We start from the raw sequence: 21,360 nt of genomic DNA, 5'->3' as shown, positions 1-21,360 counted from the left end.
AGCCTGTGAACCGAGTCAACAAGATTCATCGCTTTGCTCGGAATTCACGCTGTGAAGTGGTCTCCTCCGTGTGCACCGGTATGCTCCCGGCATGTCGGAGGAGAACGTCGCAGAGGTAACCGCAGCCGAGATCGCCCGCCTGGCCGGCGTCGGCCGCGCCGCCGTGAGCAACTGGCGCCGCCGGCACGCCGATTTCCCCAAACCGGTCGGCGGCAGCGAGACCAGCCCCTCCTTCGCCCTGCCCGAGGTCGAGGACTGGCTCCGGGCCCAGGGCAAGCTCGCCGAAGTGCCGCTGCGCGAACGCGTCTGGCAGCAGGTCACCGCCCACCCCGGCGGAGCCGTCGCCGCGCTCGTCGAGGCGGGAGCCGCGCTGCTCGTCGTACGGGACCGGCCCGCCGAGTGGCTGGAGCTGACCGCGGTCTCCGACACCCGCATGGCCACCCTGCTCGGCCCCGTCCGCGACCGGGTCCTCACCGCCCGACTCGGCCCCGGCCACCCCCTCGCCGCCACGGCGCCCCGGGCCGCCGACATGCCGTTGCTGCGGGCCGCCGCCGAACTCGCCGCCGGACCCGGGGCCCACAAGGCCTTCGAGTTCCTGCTCGGCCGCCACCTCGACGCCAACCCCCGGCAGTACACCCTGACCCCCGACGGCTGCGCCGCGCTGATGGCCGCCCTCGCCGGACCGGGCGTCCGCAGCGCACTCGACCCCGCCTGCGGCACCGGCAGCCTGCTGCGCGCACTGACCGGCGCCACCACCCTGCACGCCCAGGACGCCTCGCCCGAACTGGCCGCCCTCACCGCGCTGCGCCTCGCCCTGCACGGCTCCGCCCAGGTCCGCGCCGCGGCCGCCGACAGCCTGCGCGCCGACGCCTTCGCCGAGCCCGCCCTCGACGCCGTCCTGTGCCACCCCCCGTTCAACGAACGCAACTGGGGCCACGAGGAACTCGCCTACGACCCCCGCTGGGAGTACGGCTTCCCCGCCCGCACCGAATCCGAACTCGCCTGGATCCAGCACGCCCTCGCCCACCTCCGCGAGGGCGGCACCGCCGTCCTGCTGATGCCCCCCGCCGTCGCCGCCCGCCGCTCCGGCCGCCGCATCCGCGCCGACCTGCTGCGCCGGGGAGCCCTGCGGGCCGTCATCGCCCTCCCGGCCGGGGCCGCGCCGCCCTACGGGATCCCGCTCCAGCTGTGGGTGCTGCGCCGGCCCGCCCCGCACGCCCCGGCACCCAACGGACTGCTGCTGGTGGACACCGCCGGCCTGGCCCCCGACGGCCAGGCCCGGGCCGCCTGGCCCGCCGTGCACGAAGCGGTGCTCGACGCCTGGACCGCCTACGACCGCAACGCCGGTGCCGCCGAGGTCCCCGGGCTCGCCCGCGTCGTGCCCGTCGTCGAGCTGCTGGACGACGACGTCGACCTCACCCCCGCCCGCCACCTCCCCCCGCCCGGCACCGGAGGCGGCCTCGCCGAACTCGCCGCCGTACGGGAACGCCTCACCGAGAGCCTCACCCGCGCCGCCCGGCTCACCCCGCCTCCCACCCCCGCCGACGCCGCCCCCGCCCGGCTCCCGCAGACCACCATCGGCGAACTCGCCCGCGCCGGAGCCCTGCTGCTGCACACCGGCACCGGCACAGGCAGCGCCGCCGGCCCCGACGCCGGCGAACCGCCGGTGCTCACCGAGCACGACGTGTACGCGGGCGCCGCCCCCTCCGGCACCCTCGCCGCCGGCCCCGAGGAGCCCTTCCTCGCCGCCCCGGGCGACGTCGTCGTCCCCGTCGTCGGAGCGGTCGGCGCCGCCCGCGTCATCGGGGCGGACGCCGCGAGCGGCGCCGGCGCGGCCCTCGGCCGCAACGTACAACTGCTGCGCCCCGACCCGGCCGCCCTCGACCCCTGGTTCGTGGCCGGATTCCTGCGCGGCACCGCCAACACCCGCCGCGCCAGCAGCCACGCCTCCACCGCCACCCGCCTCGACGTCCGCCGGCTGCGGCTGCCCCGGCTGCCCCTCGCCGAACAGCGCCGCTACGGTGCCCGGTTCCGGGAGCTCGCCGAGTTCGAGGACGCGCTGGCGCGCGCGGCACGGCTCGGGGAGCAACTCGTCCAAGGCCTCTACGACGGTCTCTCGGACGGATCCGTCCTGCCGGAGTGACCCCTGTGCAGCGACCCTGCAACGGTTGGGTCCATCCCCTCACGGACGGCCGGAAAGGCTGTATACGCTCATACCCGCAAACCATCCGCACGGCCCGTCAGGAGCACCGATGCACGCCCCCGGCATCCCGCCGCAGCAAGGCCCCCACGGCCACCGTCCCACTTCCTCCACCGTGGTGACGCTGCGCGTGCTGTTCGCGGTGCTCCCCGTGATCAGCTGCGGCTTCCTCGCCTGGGGCGCGATGCTGCGCCTGGCCCTGGTGACCCGCAAGACGCGCGACTGGGTCCTGCTCGTCGTCAGCGGCGTGCTCGCCGTCGTCTGGATGACCTTCATCCAGATCGACCCGACCGCCGAGACCAACGGCTGGCAGGGCAACCTCGGCGCAGGCGGCTCGATCCTCACCGGCTTCGCGACCTGCGTCTACTTCCTCATCGCCGACATCAAGCACAACGAGGCCCTGGCCGCGGCCGGGCCCGTCCCGGGCTGGTACCCGCAGGCCGCCCCGCAGCCCCCGTACATGCCGCCGCCGCAGCAGCAGACCAACCCCGCCTACGGGTACCCGCCCGCGCACACCCCCGTGCCCGCCCCCGCGCCCCGGGTCCCGCAGGCCCCGCACAACCCGCCGCAGGCGACGCCGCCGCCGCGGATCGGGCAGGTCCGCGCCGAGCTCGACGAGCTCAGCGAACTCCTGCGCCGGCCGCAGCAGCAGCCGCCGCGGCCCGGGGGCCCGTACCAGGACCCCAACGACACGGCCCGCCAGGACCGTGACAAGTGACCGAGAGGGAACGCCTCATCGGTGAGCGCTACCAGCTCGCCACCATCCTCGGACAGGGCGGCATGGGCCAGGTCTGGACGGCCTACGACCGCCGCCTGGACCGCCGCGTCGCCGTCAAACTGCTGCGCCCCGACAAGGTGGCCGGCCCCGGCACCGTCGCCGAGGAACTGCGCCGCCGCTTCGTGCGCGAATGCCGCGTCACCGCCCAGGTCGACCACCCCGGTCTGGTCACCGTCCACGACGCGGGCAGCGACGGCGACGAGCTGTACCTCGTCATGGGCTACGTCGAGGGCTCCGACCTCGCCGACCACCTCGCCGAACACGACCCCTACCCGTGGCCGTGGGCCGTCTCCGTGGTGGCGCAGCTGTGCGCCGTCCTGTCGGCCGTGCACGCGGTGCCGATCGTCCACCGCGACCTGAAGCCGCGCAACGTGATGATCCGCCCCGACGGCACCGTCCTCGTCCTCGACCTCGGCGTCGCCTCCGTCATGGACACCGACACCACCCGCCTCACCAGCACCGGGTCCCCCATCGGCAGCCCCGCCTACATGGCTCCCGAGCAGGCCATGGGCGGCGCCGTCGGCCCGTACACCGACCTGTACGCCCTCGGCGTGCTGCTGTACGAACTCCTCAGCGGCAACGTCCCCTTCGCCGGTTCCACCGCCCTCGGCGTCCTCCACCGGCACCTGTACGAGCCCCCGCTCCCCGTGCGCGGAGCGCGCCCGGAGATCCCGCAGGAACTGGAGGCGCTCCTGATGCGCCTCCTCGCCAAGGACCCCCAGGACCGGCCCGGCTCCGCGCAGGAGGTCTACGAGGCCCTCGCCCCGCTGCTGCCCACCCGCGGCAGCCGCCTCCCGGCCGGCCCGCTCGACCCGACCCGCCCCTTCCTGCGCCCGCACGCCCCCTGGCCCGACCGCGCGGCCGTCGTCCCGCCCCGGCCGGCCGACCCGCCGGCCCCGCCCCGGCCCGACATCCCCGGCGCGGTCGACGAGGCCCGCAAGCTCCTCGACCAGGGCCGGCTCACCCAGGCCGTGGACATCCTCGGCGGCATCCTCCCGGCCGCCGCCGCCGAGCACGGGGAACACTCGCCGGTGGTCCGTTCCCTGCGCAAGCAGTACGCGGCCACCCTGATGGACGACGGCCAGTACCGCCGGGCCCTGCCCGAACTGCGCCGCCTCGCCGACGAGTTCCCCGCGGGCGACGCCCAGGCGCTGCGCTTCCGCTACGACGCGGCCCAGTGCCTGGAACAGCTCGGCGAACCGGCGGCGGCCCTCGCGGAGTACCGCTCGCTGCTCCCGCTCTTCGAGAACCACTACGCCAACCCGGACCCGGGCCTGCCCCTGGAGGTCCGCCGCCGGATAGCGCACCTGCTGCTCTCCCTCGGCGACCGCCAGGGCGCCCACGACACCCTGGTCCGCCTCCTGTTCGACGCGGACCGCGTCCACGGGCCGGGCCACCCCCTCCCGGTGGAGGTCCGCCGCACCCTCCAGTGGCTGGGTCAGGTCCGCTGACGCGGCGGCCCGGCCGCCGCGCCCCGCTGCCGGCGCCGGTACGCCGAGCCCAGTAGGACGGCCGCCGCCACCGCGGCCACCGCCGCCCCCGGGAGCAGCCCCGGCGGGCGGAACCCGCAGTCGAGGGTGGTGGTGCGGCCGTCCAGCGGGACGGCGACCAGGCCCAGGTACGCGCCGGCCGGGCGGCCGTCGCAGCTCCAGCCCGCGACGGCCGGCACCGACAGGACCGCCGTGCCCGTACTCCCCGGGGGCAGGGTCGCGCGCACGCCCGAGGAGGACACCCGTACAGAGCCGGCGGCCGAGGCGCGCAGCGCGGACACCGCCGCGTCCAGCCGGGGCCGGTCCAGGCAGGACAGGGCCCAGGCCGCCGGCGCGGGCCGGTCGAAGACCAGCTTCGAGGCGGGGCCGTGCGAGACGCCCATCGGCTGGAGCGCGGCCCGGTTGCGGGGCGCCCAGCCGTTCAGCCGGAAGGCGGGGCCGTCCGCGAGGCGGGCCGTGGCGTTGTACTCCGGTGCCCACAGGAAGGCCTCCGTGCCCGCCCGGCAGACCCCGGGGGCGACCGGGTCCTCGTACACGCGCGCGCCCAGCAGCAGCTCCTGGTTGGCGAAGGGCGAGTCCCCGTAGGTGGGGGACGGGCCCGCGGGACGGACCGTCACCAGCGGGAGGACCTCGGCGCGGGCCACGGTCCCGTCGGGCTTCAGCCGGGCGCCCACCGCGAACACCGCGTCCGTCACCGGGTTGTCGAGGCTCTGGACGTTGCGGCCCCGGGAGGTCCAGCCCGCGCCCAGCGCCGCCATGGAACGCGTGAACACGTCCGGGGTGTGGCTGCTGTAGTACGAGCCGCCCTCGCCGCCGAGCAGCATCGGGTCGTTGCCCGACAACGCGGGCCGGCCCGGGTCGGTCCGGTACGCGGGCCAGCCGTCGGCGCCGGCCAGGGCCGTGGCGCGGGCGGTGTGGTCCGCGCCCCAGGACGGGTAGTCGTCCAGCCCGCCCAGCTTCCCCTTGTGCCCGTACGCCGCCGTCGCCGCGGCCTGCGCCCCCAGCACCGCGATCAGCAGGGCCGCCGCCACCGGCACCGCCCGACGCCGGCCGAGCGCCCACCACGCCCAGGCGGACACCGCCAGACCGGCGCCGAAGAGCGCCGCGCCCCAACCCGTCGTCAGCCCGCTCCCGGCCGCCGCCACCGCCACGGCCGTCACGAGGACGCCCGCGCCGGCCGCGAGGGCCCGCACCCCGGGCAGCCCGGCGGCCAGGCCCGTCCAGGCGGCGATCACCACGATCCCGGCCAGCACGAAGGTCTGCCGGTACGGGCTGCCGTTCGGCGTCGCGAAGACGTGCCAGGCCAGATGGGTCGGCGCCCACTGCAGGGACACCAGTACGGCGGCCACCAGGCCCGCCCACCACCACCGGGTCCGGGCCGGCAGCGCCCGGTGGAACGGCAGCGCCGCCACCAGCAGCAGGGTCCCGGTGCCCACGAACAGGGCGGGGGAGGAGAAGGAGTACGTCGCCGGCAGCAGCCGGGCCAACAGGTCCGGCCACGGCACGGGCCGGAACTCCTTGAACCAGCCCGGGTAGGCCTGCCTGGAGCTCAGGAACAGCGGCACCAGCAGGGGCGCCGCGAGAGCGATCCCCAGCAGCGTCGTCACCGCCGCCCGCACGCACACCCGGACCCGCTCGCGGACGTCGTCCCGGGTCAGCACCACGCGGACCAGCAGCACCAGCGCCGCGCCCAGGGTGGCCATGTACGCGGTGTAGAAGTTCGCCGTCCAGCACAGGGCCACCACCAGCGCCCCCGCCACCGGACGGCGGGGGCGCAGCGCCCATTCCCCCGTCAGGCACAGGAGCGGGAAGGCGATCAGCCCGTCCAGCCACATCGGGTTGTAGGACGCCTCCAGCACCGACCAGCCGCACAGCGCGTACGAGGCGCCCAGCAGGCCCGCCGCCCACCAGGGCCCCGGCCGCTGGGTCCGCAGCAGCCAGGCCATCGCCGCGGCCGCGGCGGCCGTCTTGAGCACGGTGACCACGTACACCGCGAGGTCGATGTCGGCGCGCGGGAAGAACGCCACCAGGACGGCGAAGGGACTGGACAGGTACGTGCCCAGGTCCGGCAGGAAGCCGGTGCCGTACCCGGAGCTCCAGTTGAGGAGGAGCCCGCCCTCGGCCCGCCCGTGCAGCAGGTCCCACAGGCGCGCGTGGAAGGGGACGAACTGGTTCCCGAGGTCGTTCACGCTGCGGTGGCGCGGACCGTACGGGAAGACGCGCGCGGCGGCGTCGCCCGCGCACACGGCCGCCGTCGTGATCAGGGCCGCCAGGGCGGCCCCGGCGAGGCCGGCGCGGCGACCGGACGACGGGCGGGGACCGGCCGCGGCGGAGGCCGACGGGTCCGTCCCGGGGGCGGTCCCGGCGGCCGCGGGGCGCGCGGCGGAGCGGTGCGGGGCGTGCTGCGATGTCGACATGGTGGGCCGACCTTCCCAGAAACGGAGGGCATGGTGGTGGCCGCGGAGTGAACTCGCACCCCAACACCCCCGGAATCGTTGGTCGAACCGGTGGCTCGGGCCACCCTGACTGCATACCATCGATCACCGCACGGCCCTTGTGCACCGACGCACAATCTCCCGGCCCTGGAGGCTCCTTTGCACCGTCGCACAGCGCTCTCCGTCTCCGCCGCCCTGCTCGTGGCGGCCCCCCTGCTGTCGGCCTGCTCGGGCGGGACCCGCCCCGGCACCGCGGCCGTCGTCGGCGGGGAACGGATCACCACCTCCGCGCTCCAGGCCCAGGTGAACGACGTCCGCACCGCGCAGAACCGTTCCGAGCAGGGCGCCCAACTCATCGAGGCCACCGCCGGCCTGGAACGCACCAAACTCAACAAGATGATCCAGAGCGCCGTCCTGGAGCGGGCCGCCGAGGCCGCCGGGGTGTCGGTGACCACCAAGGAGATCGAGGGCGTCCGCAAGGCCCAGCTCCAGCAGGCGGGCGACGAGAAGACCCTGGAGGCGGCCGCCCTCCAGCAGGCGCAGCTGGCGCCCGGCCAGATGGACGCCGACGCCCGCTTCAAGCTGCTGCGCGACAAGCTCTTCGCGCACTACGGCAGCCAGGAGAAGGCCCTGGCCCAGCTCGGCGCGGCCGCGAAGGCCCTCGACATCGAGGTCAACCCGCGCTACGGCCGGTGGGACGCCCAGCAGATCCTGCTCGGCGACCAGGAGACCCCGTGGATCACCCAGCGCACCCGGCCCGAGCAGGCTCCCCCCGCCGGGGCCTGAGCCCGCGCGGCGGAGGTAGGTTCGGAGGGTGACCGACCACACCGCCGAACCCGCCACCGCCGCCGCTCCCCTCCCCGCCGGCCCCGCCGACGGGGAGGGCACCGAGCCCGCGGGCCGCATCGTCCTGCTGACCGCGAGCCACCGGGTCGCCCCCGGACTGCTGTCCTGGCCCGCGTGGCAGACCCTGCACGGCGCGGACCGGGTGCTGTGCGCCGACCCGGATCATCCGCAGCTGCCGTACCTGCGCGAGGCGGGCGTGACCGTCGAGCGGACGGCCCCCGACGCGCACGAGCTGGTCGAGGCCTGCGCCGGGGGCCGCACGGTCGTGGTGATCCCGGGCGGGGAGGGCGACGGCCGGCTCACCGACGGACTGGCCCGCCTCGCCGGTTCCGGCCGCGTCTCCATGCCGGACCTGGAGCTGCTGCCCGGCTCGTACGACCTGCCCGGGGCCCGGCTGCTCGACGTGGTCCAGGTGATGGACCGGGTCCGGCGCGAGTGCCCCTGGACCTCCCGGCAGACCCACGAGGGGCTGGTGAAGTACGCGCTGGAGGAGGCGTACGAGCTGGTGGAGGCCATCGAGGGCGGGGACCGCGCCGAACTGCGCGAGGAACTCGGCGACGTCCTCCTCCAGGTCGTCTTCCACGCCCGCATCGCGCAGGAGGGCGCGCGGGACGCCGCCGAGGGCGATGACGACGGCGACGAGGGCGACGGGCCGTTCTCGATCGACGACGTGGCCGGCGACCTCGTCGACAAGCTGATCCGCCGGCACCCGCACGTCTTCGGCGACGAGAAGGCCGACACCCCGGAGGAGGTCCACGCGCACTGGCAGGCCACGAAGGCCGTCGAGAAGCAGCGCGCGTCGGTGACCGACGGGATCCCGCTCGCCCAGCCGGGTCTCGCGCTCGCCGCCAAGCTGGCGGGTCGGGTCCGCGCGGCGGGCCTTCCCGTGGAGCTGCCCCGGGGCGAGGGGATCGGCTACGAGCTGCTGGCGCTGGCGGCCCGCGCCGAGGAGGCGGGAACCGACCCCGAGACCGCGCTGCGCGCGGCGGCCCGCGCCTACCGGGACGCGATCCGGGCGGCCGAGGGCGTCGCGTAGCGCTCCGGCGCAGGAGCCGGGCGGCCCTCAGTCCTCGCGCGGGGAGCGTCCCGACGGGTTGTGCCAGTGCGGGGCGGGCCGGTCCAGGAACCACTCGCCGAAGCCCGTCGGCCGGTTCGGGGCGGCGCCGACGGGGGGAACGACGTCGTGGAAGAGGCGGTCGGGTCGGGCCCCGAGCCCTTCCAGCAGCTGAACGGTCTCGTCGACGAACTGCGGCGGCCCGCTGAGGTAGACGTCCTGCTCCCGCCACAGCCCCCGGTTGCTGAGCGCGGTCGCCAGCCGGTCGGTCGCCTGGTTGCGGTGCCGGCCCGGGGCGGGCGTGATGTAGGTGACGGCGAGCCAGCTCAGGGCGGCGGCGTACGCGTCGATGAGCGGCCGGTCGTAGAGGTGCGCGGAGTCCCGGGCGACCGCGAAGAGCCGTACGTCGTGATCGGGAGGGCGTTCCACCAGGTCCTCCAGCATGGCGCGGACGGGCGCCCAGCCGGTCCCGGCGGCGATGAGGGTGATCGGCCGGTCCGCGCGGCGCAGGGTCAACGCCCCGCCGGGGGCGCCGAGTCGCAGCCGCTCGCCGGGCCGGACCTCGCGGACCAGCGCGGTGCTGAGCCGGCCGCCCTCGATGCGGCTGACGTGGAGGTCGACGGTGCCGTCGGCGCGGGGCGCGTTGCCCAGCGAGTACGTGCGCCAGGTGGTCGGCACGCGCGCGCTGCTCACGCTCACGTACTGGCCGGGGAGGTGGGGGAGGGGGGCGTGCGGCCTCAGGGTCAGTACGGCGATGTCCTCCCCGTACTGGAGGTGCCGGACGATCTCGGCGTCCCACCAGGGCGGCGAGTCGTCGGCTGCGGCGCCGGCCGTCATCACGTCGGCGATCACCTGGTAGGCCTCCGCCCAGGCCTTCTCGGTGGCCGGGCTCCAGGCCTCGCCGGAGGTCTCGGCGAGCGCGGCCAGCAGGCTGGCGCCGACGGCCGCGTAGTGCTCGGGGCCGACGAGGAACTTGCGGTGGTCGCGGCCGAGGTCGCGGAGGTAGGGAACGAGGGTCTCGTCCTCCAGGCGCGAGATGACATGGGTGAGGGCCGCGAAGAGCCGGTCCCGCTGCCGCTCCATGTCCTGCGGGGCGGGCGGGAAGAGCTCACGGATCCCGGGGTTGTGCCAGAACAGGTGGGAGTAGAAGTACTTGACCGCGTGCTCGGCCCTCCTCTCCACCACCGCGAAGCTACTTTTCAAGATCCTCACATCCACAAAACCGAAAGTAGGAACGGCGGGGAACGGGACGTCAAGGGATGGACGATCTACGGACAGCCGCGACGAACACCCCATACCGGATCGCCGGTACGGTCCGGGATACGGTCTGCGGGTGCATGAGCAGACCTCCGCGACCCCGGCCGATTCCCCCTCCACCGAGGGGCCGACCCTCTTCGACTGGGAGTTCGCGACCGACCCCTACCCCGCCTACGCCTGGCTGCGCGAGCACTCCCCGGTGCACCGCACCAAGCTCCCCAGCGGGGTCGAGGCCTGGCTGGTCACCCGCTACGCCGACGCCCGGCAGGCCCTCGCCGACCAGCGCCTCAGCAAGAACCCGGCGCACCACGCCGAACCCGCGCACGCCAAGGGGAAGACCGGCATCCCGGGGGAGCGCAAGGCGGAGCTGATGACGCACCTGCTGAACATCGACCCGCCGGACCACACGCGCCTGCGCCGGCTGGTGTCGAAGGCGTTCACCCCGCGCCGCGTCGCCGAGTTCACCCCGCGCGTGCAGGAGCTCACCGACCACCTGATCGACGCCTTCGCCGCGAAGGGGGAGGCCGACCTCATCCACGAGTTCGCCTTCCCGCTCCCCATCTACGCCATCTGCGAGATGCTCGGCGTACCGCGCGAGGACCAGGACGACTTCCGCGACTGGGCCGGGATGATGATCCGCCACGGCGGCGGTCCGCGCGGCGGGGTCGCCCGCTCGGTCAAGCAGATGCGCACCTATCTCGGGGAACTCATCCACCGGAAACGGGACGACCTGGGCAATGACCTCATCTCCGACCTGATCCGGGCAAGTGACCACGGCGACCACCTCACCGAGGCCGAGGCCACGGCGATGGCGTTCATCCTCCTGTTCGCCGGCTTCGAGACGACCGTGAACCTCATCGGCAACGGCGTCCACTCCCTCTTCATGAACCCCGAGCAGCGCGAGCGCCTCCAGGCCTCCCTCGCGGCCGGTGAGAGCGGCCTGCTGGAGACCGGCGTCGAGGAACTGCTGCGCTACGACGGCCCGGTGGAGCTGGCGACCTGGCGGTTCGCGACCGTGCCGCTGACCCTCGGCGGGCAGGAGATCGCGGCCGGCGACCCCGTGCTGGTGGTCCTCGCGGCGGCCGACCGCGACCCCGAGCGGTTCGCCGACCCGGACACCCTGGACCTGTCCCGCGGTGACAACCAACACCTCGGGTACGGCCACGGGATCCACTACTGCCTCGGCGCTCCGCTCGCCCGGCTCGAAGGGCAGACGGCGCTCGCGACTTTGCTGACGCGTCTGCCGGATCTGGAACTTGCCGTTCCCCCCACGGACCTGCGCTGGCGCGGCGGACTCATCATGCGTGGCCTGCGCACGCTTCCGGTTCGCTTCACACCCCGAAACAACTGAGGCGCTTTCCGACGCCGTCTGATCACACGTCAGTCACCTGCCGAACTTGTGACAATCGTTCGAAGGCCGCTAGGTTCTGCCGTTACCCCGCCGTTATGCGAAAGGTGCAGCCTCATGCGTTCCGGGAACGGCCGCCACAGACGCCCCCGCCAGGTACCCGCCCTGGTCGTCACCGCCGGAGTCACCGGCTCCGCACTCGCCCTGCCCCTGCTCGCCGCCACGAACGCGAGCGCGGCCGACACGAGCACGTGGGACAAGGTCGCCGACTGCGAGAGCGACGGCACCTGGAGTGCCAACTACGGCAGCGGTGAGTACGGCGGGCTCCAGTTCACCCAGGAGCAGTGGAGGAACGCGGGCGGACTCGCCTACGCGGAGCGCCCGGACCTCGCCAGCCGCTCCCAGCAGATAGCCGTCGGCGAGAAGGTGCTGGCCTCGCAGGGCCCCCAGGCGTGGCCGCTGTGCGCGGCCTCGGCCGGCCTGACGCAGCAAAGCCCGGCCGCCGCCGTGGACCCGGGCGACCCCGGGCCCGCCGGCCCGGTCGCTCCCGCCCCGGTCCGGCCCGACGGTTCGGTGCCCGTCGTCGGCTCCGAGCCCGCAGTCGACTTCGGGGCCCCGACCCCGCAGCCGGGGCAGCAGGGCTCGCAGGGCCCGTCCACCGGCCCGACCGGCCTGCCGGACTACCCGCTGGGCCCCACCAGTGGACTGCCCGTCATGCCCGATCCCGACTCCCCGGCCCCGTCCGCGGACCCGACGGCCCCGCCGACGACCGTGCCGCCCACCACGACCCCGCCCACCACGGCCCCCACCGGCCCGGCGGACCCGACGGCCCCCGGTACCCCGACCGTTCCGGGCACCCCCACCGCGCCGGTGGACCCGACGGCCCCCGCCGCACCGCTCACCCCGGGTGCCACGCCCACGGCCGTGCCCGCCGGTGTGGTCGACGGAGCGGGCAAGCACCGCGGTCCGGCAGCCGTCGAGGCGCCGGGCGCTCCTGACGCCGCGTCGAGCCCCTCGTACACCGTGAAGGCCGGCGACAGCCTCACCGCGATCGCCGACGCCAAGGGCCTCAAGGGTGGTTGGGGCGAGCTGTACGCGGCCAACGAGCAGGTCATCGGAGGCAACGCCGACCTCATCAAGCCGGGTCAGAACCTGGATCTAACCAAGGAATAGGGGCAGTTCGGCCATCCGGAAAGAGTTGAATGTCCGTTATCGGCAAATGAGACATGCGTCTCTTCCGATCAACTGGCGTGTCTCATTCCGGAACTTCCACAAACCCGCCCCTCACCTGCGTAAACGTACTTTTGAGGATGGCAAGTAGGCCGGTTTCTCCCTGATGTCGCGCGTTGAACATCAGGGGGAGACCTGTCTACCTTCTGAGTCGCTCGCCACCGCGGGCTCCTTCGACCGCATCGCCGAATCCTGCCGGCGGACGGGGGGAACAGTCGTCGCGCAAGCGCCGAAGGCAGGAGCGGGGGAACCAAGGTAGGCGCCGGGAGAGGCCGTTGAGAGACGGCCGCGTACCGGCTTGGGGTTAAGCCACGTGCTCGACACGTGACCGGGCAACTCATCCGCCCGAACCCGACAGCTCACCTCGAAGGCGTCGGTGAGGAGAAATCCATGCTGCTTTCCGGCAAGGGCAAGCACCGTCGCGGCTCCAAGGCCGTCCGTATCGTCACGCTCGCCGGTGTCGCCGGTGTCGCCGTCGCGGCCCCGCTGATGGCCGCCGGTACCGCGAGCGCCGCGACCGTCTCCGAGTGGGACAAGGTCGCGCAGTGCGAGTCCGGTGGCAACTGGGCCATCAACACCGGCAACGGTTACTACGGCGGCCTGCAGTTCTCGGCCTCCACCTGGGCCGGCTACGGCGGCAAGGCGTACGCCGCGACGGCCAACCAGGCCAGCAAGTCCCAGCAGATAGCCATCGCCGAGAAGGTCCTCAAGGGCCAGGGCAAGGGCGCCTGGCCGCACTGCGGCAAGGGCCTGTCCAACTCCGCGTACAACGGCGGCGGCTCGACCACCACGCCCGCCAAGCCGAAGCCCGAGACGAAGCCGGCCAAGCCCGCCCAGCCGGCGAAGCCCGCGAAGCCGGCCACGCCCGCCAAGCCGTCCACGCCGAAGGCCGAGCCGAAGCGCACCGACGTTCCGGTCTCGCGCTCCGAGCGCGTCGAGACCCCGGCCGTCAAGCCGCAGGCCCCCAAGACCGAGGCCCCGGCGACCGGCAACGGCACCTACGTGGTCAAGGCCGGCGACACCCTGGGCACCATCGCCCAGGCGAACGGCGTCAAGGGTGGCTGGGAGAAGCTCTTCCAGCTGAACAACGACACCGTCAAGGACGCGGACCTGATCTTCCCGGGTCAGAAGCTGAAGCTCAGCTGAATTCCGGCATAACGCCGCATCACCCGCGGCCTCCGCATCATGCCCACCGCCCGGCGCGTATCCCCTCACGCGCCGGGCGGCGGCATGTTCCGGGGCCGGTCCGACCGGCCCTTCGCGGGCCGGAGCCCGATTGTTCAAGAGACCTATGTCCTGGAAGAGGGGCATTCAGCCCCTATTTCGTCCCAGGACCCGGGCGGTCGGCGGGCCCAGTGCCCGGAGCCGGTTAGGCTCTAGGCGGCAAGGCCATCCCACGGCCTGACACGCCACCGCACACCCAGCGTCACATCCCAGAAGGAGATGCTCGTGCCGTCCATCGACGTCGTCGTAGCCCGGGAAATCCTGGACTCCCGAGGCAACCCCACGGTCGAGGTCGAGGTGGGCCTCGACGATGGCAGCACCGGCCGTGCTGCAGTTCCGTCCGGCGCCTCCACCGGCGCATTCGAGGCCATCGAGCTGCGTGACGGTGACCCCAACCGTTACTTCGGCAAGGGTGTCGAGAAGGCCGTCCTCGCCGTCATCGAGCAGATCGGCCCGGAGCTCGTCGGCTACGACGCCACCGAGCAGCGCCTGATCGACCAGGCCATGTTCGACCTGGACGCCACCGAGAACAAGGGCTCCCTCGGCGCCAACGCCATCCTCGGCGTGTCCCTCGCCGTCGCGCACGCCGCGTCCGAGGCCTCGGACCTGCCGCTCTTCCGCTACCTCGGCGGCCCGAACGCGCACCTGCTGCCCGTTCCGATGATGAACATCCTCAACGGTGGGTCGCACGCCGACTCCAACGTGGACATCCAGGAGTTCATGATCGCCCCGATCGGCGCGGAGTCCTTCTCCGAGGCGCTGCGTTGGGGTGCCGAGGTCTACCACACCCTCAAGAAGGTCCTCCACACCAAGGGCCTCTCCACCGGCCTCGGTGACGAGGGCGGCTTCGCCCCGAACCTGGAGTCCAACCGCGCCGCGCTCGACCTCATCGTCGAGGCCATCAAGCAGGCCGGCTACGTTCCGGGCAAGGACATCGCGCTCGCGCTCGACGTCGCCGCGTCCGAGTTCTACAAGGACGGCAAGTACGAGTTCGAGGGCCAGTCCCGCTCGGCCGCCGAGATGACCGAGTACTACGAGGAGCTCGTCTCCGCGTACCCGATGGTCTCCATCGAGGACCCGCTGTACGAGGACGACTGGGCCGGCTGGAAGACCCTCACCGACAAGCTGGGCACCAAGGTCCAGATCGTCGGCGACGACCTCTTCGTCACCAACCCGGAGCGCCTGGCCCGCGGCATCGAGGAGGGCTCCGCGAACGCCCTGCTCGTGAAGGTGAACCAGATCGGTTCGCTGACCGAGACCCTCGACGCCGTCGAGATGGCCCAGCGCAACGGCTTCAAGTGCATGATGTCGCACCGCTCCGGCGAGACCGAGGACGTCACCATCGCCGACCTCGCCGTCGCCGTGAACTGCGGCCAGATCAAGACCGGCGCCCCGGCCCGCTCGGACCGCGTCGCCAAGTACAACCAGCTGCTGCGCATCGAGGAGATCCTCGACGACGCCGCCGTGTACGCGGGCCGCTCCGCCTTCCCGCGCTTCAAGGGCTAAGGGCCAATCAGCGCCTCGCGGCGCCGGCCTCCGTACGTCCCCGCACTCGGTCCCGTACCGTGTGCGGGGACGTATTGCGTAGCGCGCACTCAGGGGAGGCGGGACCATGGCCGAGAACCGGGACCGGTTCTCCACCTTCTCGACGGCGACCAGGCTCAAGCAGCTCGGTGAGCGGACCGCCGCGCACGTCTACCGCTCCCAGTCGCGGCGCCAGGTCCGCCGCAGCCGGCTCACCGGCCGGGCCGCACTGCTCGTCCTCGTCCTCTGTACCCTGGTCGTCGCCCTCGCGTACCCGATGCGCCAGTACGTATCCCAGCGCTCGGAGATCGCGGACCAGCAACGGGGCGCGGTCGACGCGTACAAGCGCCTCGAACAGCTCCGTGACGAGAAGGCCCGCTGGCAGGACCCGGCCTACGCGGAGCAGCAGGCGCGCAAGCACCTGCACTTCCTGCGTCCGGGCGAGACCGGCTACATCATGAACGACCCCGGGGCCGAGGCCTCGGAGCGCCGCCGCGGCGGGGAGGCCGGTTCCGACCGCCCCTGGTACTCCAACGTCTGGGACGGGGTCGACAAGGCCGACCGCCCCGGCGACTGAACGCGTACCCGCCCGTCCCGCACCCACCACCCACGAGACCGAAGAGACTTCCTCCAGGCATGCAGACGCCCCCGCCCCAGACCGACCGGACCGAGCCGACCGACGCGGACATCGAGGCGTTCGAGCAGCAGCTCGGCCGCCCCCCGCGCGGACTGCGCGCCATCGCGCACCGCTGCCCCTGCGGGCAGCCGGACGTCGTCGAGACCGCGCCCCGGCTCCCCGACGGCACCCCCTTCCCGACGCTGTACTACTTGACGTGCCCGCGCGCGGCCTCCGCGATCGGCACGCTGGAGGCCAACGGCGTGATGAAGGAGATGCAGGCCCGGCTCGCCGAGGACCCGGAACTCGCCGCCGCCTACCGGGCCGCGCACGAGGACTACATCCGGCGCCGCGACGCCATCGACGTGCTCCAGGGCTTCCCGAGCGCCGGCGGCATGCCCGACCGGGTCAAGTGCCTGCACGTGCTCGTCGGCCACTCCCTGGCCGCGGGCCCCGGCGTGAACCCGTTCGGCGACGAGGCCCTGGCGATGCTGCCCGAGTGGTGGGCCAAGGGCGCCTGCGTCACCCCCTGCGGGGAGCGGAAGGCCGAGGAGAAGGGCGAGGGTTCCCTGTGACCCGGGTCGCGGGCATCGACTGCGGTACCAACTCCATCCGCCTGCTCGTCGCGGACTGCGACCCCGCCACGGGCGCCATGACCGAGCTGGACCGCCGCATGACCATCGTCCGGCTCGGCCAGGGCGTGGACCGCACCGGCCGGCTCGCACCGGACGCGCTGGAGCGCACCTTCGCCGCCTGCCGCGAGTACGCCGCGGTGATCAAGGACCTCGGCGCCGAGCGGGTCCGCTTCGTGGCCACCTCGGCCTCGCGGGACGCCGAGAACCGGGACGACTTCGTCCGCGGCGTGCTCGACATCCTGGGCGTCGAGCCCGAGGTGATCTCCGGGGACCAGGAGGCGGAGTTCTCCTTCACCGGCGCCACCAAGGACCTCACCGGCGCGGGGGAGCTGGAGCGGCCCTTCCTGGTCGTGGACATCGGTGGCGGTTCCACCGAGTTCGTCGTCGGCGAGGAACACGTCCGGGCGGCCCGTTCCGTGGACGTCGGCTGCGTCCGGATGACAGAGCGCCACCTCATGGTGGACGGCCGGATCACAGACCCGCCCACCGCGGCGCAGATCGCCGCCGTACGGGCCGACATCGAGGCGGCGCTCGACCTGGCGGCGGAGACGGTCCCGCTCGCCGAGGCACGCACCCTGGTCGGCCTGGCCGGCTCGGTGACCACGGTCGCCGCCATCGCCCTCGGCCTGGGCGCGTACGACTCCGAGGCGATCCACCACTCCCGGATCCCCTACGAGCAGGTCCGCGAGATCACCGAGCGCATGCTGGGCTCCACCCACGCGGAGCGCTCGGCGATCCCCGTGATGCACCCCGGCCGGGTGGACGTCATCGGCGCGGGCGCCCTGGTCCTCCTCGCGATCATGGAGCGCACCGGAGCGCGCGAGGTCGTGGTCTCGGAACACGACATCCTCGACGGCATCGCCTGGTCCCTGGCCTGATACCCGCCCGTCCGACGGCGCCGCCCCGCCCACGGGCGGCCGGCGCCGTCGGCGGACGCGCGTCGGCCCACGGCGCCGCCTACCGTCGCAGGGCTGTCGCGGGGGGTCAGGGGCGGCGGTCCAGCGGGGGTTTCGTGGCGCGGACCCAGTTCAGGCCGAAGCCGTACCGCCGGTCGATCAGCTCGTGGACGTTCCGATCCCCGTCCGGCGCGTACCAGTTCACCTCGCGGCGCACCGTCAGGGCGTCCCCGTCCGGGACCGCGATCGCGATCGTGCAGCCCGTCGCCCCGGCCGGGGAGTCGTCCAGCAGGATCCGGCAGCCCGGACCGGAGGGCTCGGTCACGTCGACGGTGGCCCCGAGCCGGCGGAAGTCGGCCGAGCCCTCGTAGACGTAGACGAAGAACAGCAGCCGCGCGAACAGGTCGCGGTGGGCGAGGTTCACCCGCAGGGTCTCCCCGTCCGAGGAGTCGCCGGTGCGGTCGTCGTGGTCGAGCGCGAGGTGGGGCCACTCGGTGAGCGACCCGAAGTCGCCGCCCAGCGCCTGCACGACGGTCGCCCGCCCGTCCCGGAACTGCGCGAGGGCGCACAGGTTCACGTCCGCGCGGGCCGCGGGCAGCCAGTTCAGGTTCGCCCGCAGGGTGCCCCGTCCCCGGATCCGCGCCCGCGGGGAGGCCCGCGTGAGTACGGGTGCGGCGCCCTCTTCGCCGCGGAGCCTGATCACTCCGCGCGGGCGGTCTGCTGAGCCCATCTCTCCCCCGATCAGATGATGGGGGATCATATGACGGATCGTCGGGCTGGGCTATGATCCGAGCGCGCCGCTCCGGGTCGCCACCCGGGCGGGCAGGGGGTGGGCCGCGGCTTTCGTGCGGCCGTTCGGACGTACGGCTCGCCACCCCGCGTCTTCCATGGGGGTGGAAATGCCCGTTGGGGCACTGGCGACGGCTTCCTCGGTCGCCGCACAGCTCGACGACCTCGCCGCACACCCGGGACTCGGTTCCCGGCGGGACGAGCTGACATCACTCGCCGACGCCCTCCGGGGGCTCGGCGACGGGGACCTGGAACCCTGGACCGAACTCGACCTCCTCCAGGCCTTCGCCCGGGAGGAGAGCGTACGGGCCGTCCTGGAGGAGGAACCGGAACACCGGGCGTGGGCCGGCCTGGAAGTGGGCATCGGCTCCCTGGTGTTCCTGCCGCTGCTCCTCACCTGGTTAGGCCTCTCCCGCGCCACCAGCGCCTACGAGGCACTCATCGGCGAGGACCCGGCAGCCGCCGGGCGCCCCTTCCTCCAGCTCTGGCAGTCCGGCTTCGAGGGCCGGCTCGCGGCCTGGTCCACCTTCGGACACGTCGCCGGCTCCGCCACCGCGGTGATCTTCCTCCTGGTGCTGCTCGCCGCGGTCCACGGGGTCCGCCGGACCCGGACGGAACGCCGGGCCGACACGGCCCGCCGCACCGCGGACGACCTGCTCGCGCGGTTGGTGCCCGTACTGACCCGGGCCCAGCTGCTGCTCAACGAGCGGCGGCTGTCCTCCCCGCAGCGGTTCGCCGCCGAACTCACCGCGGCGGCCACCACCCTCGGCAAGCTCGGCGACAAGGCGGTCCGCGCCCACCGGCAGTTGAACACGGCCGTCACCGCCGTGTCCGACGCGGTCGAGAACGCGGGCAACCGCCTCGCCTCCGTCGACGCCGCGGTGCTCCCGCTGGAGCAGGCGGTCGGCCGGGTCGAAACCGCCGTGACGGCCAACGGCGCGGAGGTGAGCAAGGCCGTCGAGTCGCTGAACGAACCGCTGGAGCGCAGCGGCGCCCTCCTGGAATCCGCCGTGAACGGCAGCGGCGTCATGGTGCGCCGGGCACTGGAGGACGTACGCGCGGTCAACGGCGAGGTACGGGACGCCCTGGGCGCGGCCGGCGAACGGGTCGAGGACTCGGTGACCGTACTCGCGGCCGCACAGCGGTCGTTCACCACCGGGACCGAGGTCGCGGCGGACGTCTCGGCCCGGGTCCTCGCCCGCCTGGGCGAGGTCACGGAGAGCACGGCCGAGGCGGTGACGCTCTCGCAGCGGGCGGTCCTCGGGCTGGACGGGCAGACGGAGGCGCTGCGCCGGGCCGCCGAACGCTTCGCGGAGCTCGCCGAGGCCGTCTCGCGGGCCGCCGCCGACTTCGCCGCCGCGGCCCCGACCGCCGCGATCCGGACCGACGCGGTGCCGGCCGACGCGGTTCCGATTCCGGCCGACGCTGTCCCGGCCGACGCGGTGCCGGTTCCGGTTCCGGCCGACGCGACCGCGGGCCCGTTCCGCCCGGTTCCGCTCTCCGCTCCGGCCGCTCGCGAGCCCGCCGTGAACCTGGCCAAGGCCGACGAAGGCCACCACGAGCGGGCCGCGGACCAGCCCCGGGCGGACGCCCGATGACGAGGCCGCGACGGCCGCGGTTCGATCCGCTGACGCTCGCCGGCTGGCTGTTCGCCGACATGCTCCTGGTCCTGGCCCTGGTGGCGATGGGGGATCAGGGCGATCCGGTGAAGGCCGCCACGGCGAGGAAGCCGGGGCCCTCCCCGAGCCCGAGCGCCTCCCCGAGCCCCTCGCCGACCCCCTCGGGGCCCCGCGCCGTCGAGCGGCAGGCCGTGGAACTCGCGTTCGACGCCGCCTCCGGCGACACGGACCGCATCGTGCGCCAGCTCAGGGAGAGGACGGAGGCGCACAAGGGCCGCACCGCGGCCTTCGTCCTCACCTTCGGCCGCAGCCCGGAGGTCGGCTCGGGCGTCGACTACGCCCGCCGCGTCAACTCCCTGCTGGCCCAGGCCCGCCCGGAGATGTTCACCGGCGCCACCACCCGGGACTTCTTCGTACAGGGCCCGGCGGGCGGCCACGCCGAGCTCGAAATCTACTTCTACACCTACTGACTCCCACTCCCCGGAGGCGCGAGACCGTGCAGATCCTTCCCTTCTACCTGGTGTGCGACGAGTCCGGTTCGATGGCCGGACCGTCGATCGACAGCATCAACAGCGCCCTGCCGGAGCTCCACAAGGAGATCAGCACCAACCCGACGGTCGCCGACAAGACCCGCTTCTGCCTGATCGGCTTCTCGGACGACGCCACCGTGCTCCAGTCACTGGCCGACCTGAGCGACCTCGACACCCTCCCGGCCCTGTCGGCCGGAGGCCTGACCGCGTACGGGGAGGCCTTCCGCACGCTGCTGCGCTGCATCGAGACGGACGTGGCCGCGCTGAAGGCGCAAGGGCACGACGTGTACCGGCCGGTGGCCTTCTTCCTCTCCGACGGCGGACCCACCGACGAGGACTGGATCCAGGCCCACCAGGACCTCATCCAGGCGCGTTACCGGCCGAACATCATCGCCTTCGGCATCGGCGAGGCCGACCGGGCGACGATCGGCCACGTCGCGAACTTCCGCGCCTTCATCCAGGAGGACAAGAACGTCTCTCCAGCCGCCGCCCTGCGCGAGTTCGCGGCCAGCCTGACCCGGTCCATCGTCCGTTCGGCGAGCAGCATCGCGGCCAACGGCAACGACACCTTCAACCTCGTCATCGACGAGACCGTGCCCGGCTTCATGACCGTCCCGCTCGACAAGCTCTGAGGCGCGCCGTGCACCAGGAGACGACCGACCCCGCGGACCGACGGGCCGCCCCGTACGACCACCAGCACCCGCACGACCCGGCGTACGGGCCGCCGCCCCCGGGAGAGCCGACGGCACCCCCGGCCCCGCCGGAGGAACCCCCGACGGCCCCCGAACAGAGCCCCGAGCCCGCGCCCGCCCACCCGTCCGGCCCGGGGGGCCGGGGGCCCCCGGGCTAGGGAGATCAAAACTGTTAAAAACAAATAAAATTTTAAAAA

18 protein-coding genes and 1 riboswitch are annotated in these 21,360 nt (G+C 73.7%); of the genes, 15 read left to right on the top strand and 3 right to left on the bottom strand.

Annotated features, from left to right (window positions below; all coding sequences use genetic code 11):
- The first annotated feature begins 91 nt into the window (after nt 1-91).
- The 3 genes from NOD94_RS00090 to NOD94_RS00080 all read left to right on the top strand — a co-directional run bounded on the left by NOD94_RS00090 (nt 92) and on the right by NOD94_RS00080 (nt 4,429).
- Nucleotides 92-2,143, top strand: a complete 2,052-nt coding sequence (locus tag NOD94_RS00090) for an N-6 DNA methylase (protein ID WP_281203568.1) — start codon at nt 92-94, stop codon at nt 2,141-2,143.
- A 109-nt stretch (nt 2,144-2,252) separates the two neighbouring features.
- Entirely contained in the window at nt 2,253-2,918 is a 666-nt protein-coding gene (locus NOD94_RS00085) for a hypothetical protein (RefSeq protein ID WP_281203567.1), read from the top strand.
- Complete coding sequence (locus tag NOD94_RS00080; RefSeq protein WP_281203566.1) at nt 2,915-4,429, top strand: serine/threonine-protein kinase; 1,515 nt, start codon at nt 2,915-2,917, stop codon at nt 4,427-4,429. The genes NOD94_RS00085 and NOD94_RS00080 overlap by 4 nt, the downstream gene beginning before the upstream one ends.
- Here the strand turns inward: NOD94_RS00080 and NOD94_RS00075 are convergent.
- Nucleotides 4,417-6,885, bottom strand: a complete 2,469-nt coding sequence (locus NOD94_RS00075; RefSeq protein WP_281203565.1) for a YfhO family protein — start codon at nt 6,883-6,885, stop codon at nt 4,417-4,419. The genes NOD94_RS00080 and NOD94_RS00075 overlap by 13 nt on opposite strands.
- A 177-nt stretch (nt 6,886-7,062) precedes the next feature.
- On the opposite strand from NOD94_RS00075, the gene NOD94_RS00070 reads away from it, so the two are divergent.
- Both NOD94_RS00070 and NOD94_RS00065 read left to right on the top strand, forming a co-directional pair.
- Complete coding sequence (locus NOD94_RS00070; protein ID WP_281203564.1) at nt 7,063-7,689, top strand: SurA N-terminal domain-containing protein; 627 nt, start codon at nt 7,063-7,065, stop codon at nt 7,687-7,689.
- Between the two features lie 28 nt (nt 7,690-7,717).
- Complete coding sequence (locus NOD94_RS00065; RefSeq protein ID WP_281203563.1) at nt 7,718-8,785, top strand: nucleoside triphosphate pyrophosphohydrolase; 1,068 nt, start codon at nt 7,718-7,720, stop codon at nt 8,783-8,785.
- A 27-nt stretch (nt 8,786-8,812) separates the two neighbouring features.
- Here the strand turns inward: NOD94_RS00065 and NOD94_RS00060 are convergent, their stop codons facing one another.
- The gene (locus tag NOD94_RS00060) at nt 8,813-10,015 is read right to left on the bottom strand and encodes a globin domain-containing protein (protein ID WP_281203708.1); all 1,203 of its coding nucleotides are present in this window, start codon (nt 10,013-10,015) and stop codon (nt 8,813-8,815) included.
- A 121-nt stretch (nt 10,016-10,136) separates the two neighbouring features.
- On the opposite strand from NOD94_RS00060, the gene NOD94_RS00055 reads away from it, so the two are divergent.
- The 7 genes from NOD94_RS00055 to NOD94_RS00025 all read left to right on the top strand — a co-directional run bounded on the left by NOD94_RS00055 (nt 10,137) and on the right by NOD94_RS00025 (nt 17,515).
- Entirely contained in the window at nt 10,137-11,411 is a 1,275-nt protein-coding gene (locus NOD94_RS00055; RefSeq protein ID WP_281203562.1) for a cytochrome P450, read from the top strand.
- Between the two features lie 114 nt (nt 11,412-11,525).
- Complete coding sequence (locus NOD94_RS00050; RefSeq protein WP_281203561.1) at nt 11,526-12,581, top strand: transglycosylase family protein; 1,056 nt, start codon at nt 11,526-11,528, stop codon at nt 12,579-12,581.
- Nucleotides 12,582-12,855: 274 nt separating this feature from the next.
- Nucleotides 12,856-13,026: riboswitch (cyclic di-AMP (ydaO/yuaA leader) on the top strand.
- 2 nt (nt 13,027-13,028) lie between these two features.
- Nucleotides 13,029-13,784 carry a transglycosylase family protein gene (locus NOD94_RS00045; RefSeq protein ID WP_281203560.1) on the top strand — a complete coding sequence of 252 codons (756 nt, stop codon included), beginning with the start codon at nt 13,029-13,031 and terminating at the stop codon, nt 13,782-13,784.
- 297 nt (nt 13,785-14,081) lie between these two features.
- Complete coding sequence (gene eno / locus NOD94_RS00040; protein WP_281203559.1) at nt 14,082-15,368, top strand: phosphopyruvate hydratase; 1,287 nt, start codon at nt 14,082-14,084, stop codon at nt 15,366-15,368.
- A gap of 106 nt (nt 15,369-15,474) precedes the next feature.
- Nucleotides 15,475-15,963, top strand: a complete 489-nt coding sequence (locus NOD94_RS00035; RefSeq protein WP_281203558.1) for a septum formation initiator family protein — start codon at nt 15,475-15,477, stop codon at nt 15,961-15,963.
- 59 nt (nt 15,964-16,022) lie between these two features.
- Nucleotides 16,023-16,577 carry a DUF501 domain-containing protein gene (locus NOD94_RS00030; RefSeq protein ID WP_281203557.1) on the top strand — a complete coding sequence of 185 codons (555 nt, stop codon included), beginning with the start codon at nt 16,023-16,025 and terminating at the stop codon, nt 16,575-16,577.
- A complete protein-coding gene (locus tag NOD94_RS00025; RefSeq protein ID WP_281203556.1) occupies nt 16,574-17,515 on the top strand; it encodes a Ppx/GppA phosphatase family protein in 942 nt (313 codons plus the stop codon). Before NOD94_RS00030 ends, NOD94_RS00025 begins: the two co-directional genes overlap by 4 nt.
- A 106-nt stretch (nt 17,516-17,621) precedes the next feature.
- Here NOD94_RS00025 and NOD94_RS00020 read toward each other — a convergent pair whose 3' ends face one another.
- Entirely contained in the window at nt 17,622-18,263 is a 642-nt protein-coding gene (locus tag NOD94_RS00020) for a tellurium resistance protein (RefSeq protein WP_281203555.1), read from the bottom strand.
- A 169-nt stretch (nt 18,264-18,432) separates the two neighbouring features.
- On the opposite strand from NOD94_RS00020, the gene NOD94_RS00015 reads away from it, so the two are divergent.
- The 3 genes from NOD94_RS00015 to NOD94_RS00005 are packed head-to-tail and all read left to right on the top strand — an operon-like array spanning nt 18,433 to nt 21,103.
- Nucleotides 18,433-19,920: a methyl-accepting chemotaxis protein gene (locus NOD94_RS00015; protein ID WP_281203554.1), complete on the top strand. Its 1,488-nt coding sequence runs from the start codon at nt 18,433-18,435 to the stop codon at nt 19,918-19,920.
- Nucleotides 19,917-20,411, top strand: coding sequence for a hypothetical protein (locus NOD94_RS00010; RefSeq protein WP_281203553.1), 495 nt, complete (start codon nt 19,917-19,919; stop codon nt 20,409-20,411). The genes NOD94_RS00015 and NOD94_RS00010 overlap by 4 nt, the downstream gene beginning before the upstream one ends.
- Nucleotides 20,412-20,437: 26 nt before the next feature.
- Nucleotides 20,438-21,103, top strand: coding sequence for a VWA domain-containing protein (locus NOD94_RS00005; protein ID WP_281203552.1), 666 nt, complete (start codon nt 20,438-20,440; stop codon nt 21,101-21,103).
- Nucleotides 21,104-21,360: the final 257 nt, after the last annotated feature.

Source organism: Streptomyces sp. Isolate_45 (genome assembly GCF_024721315.2).
Classification (GTDB): domain Bacteria; phylum Actinomycetota; class Actinomycetes; order Streptomycetales; family Streptomycetaceae; genus Streptomyces.
The sequence above is the reverse complement of the archived record's forward strand: the minus strand, read 5'-3'. Positions and strand labels throughout refer to the sequence as shown.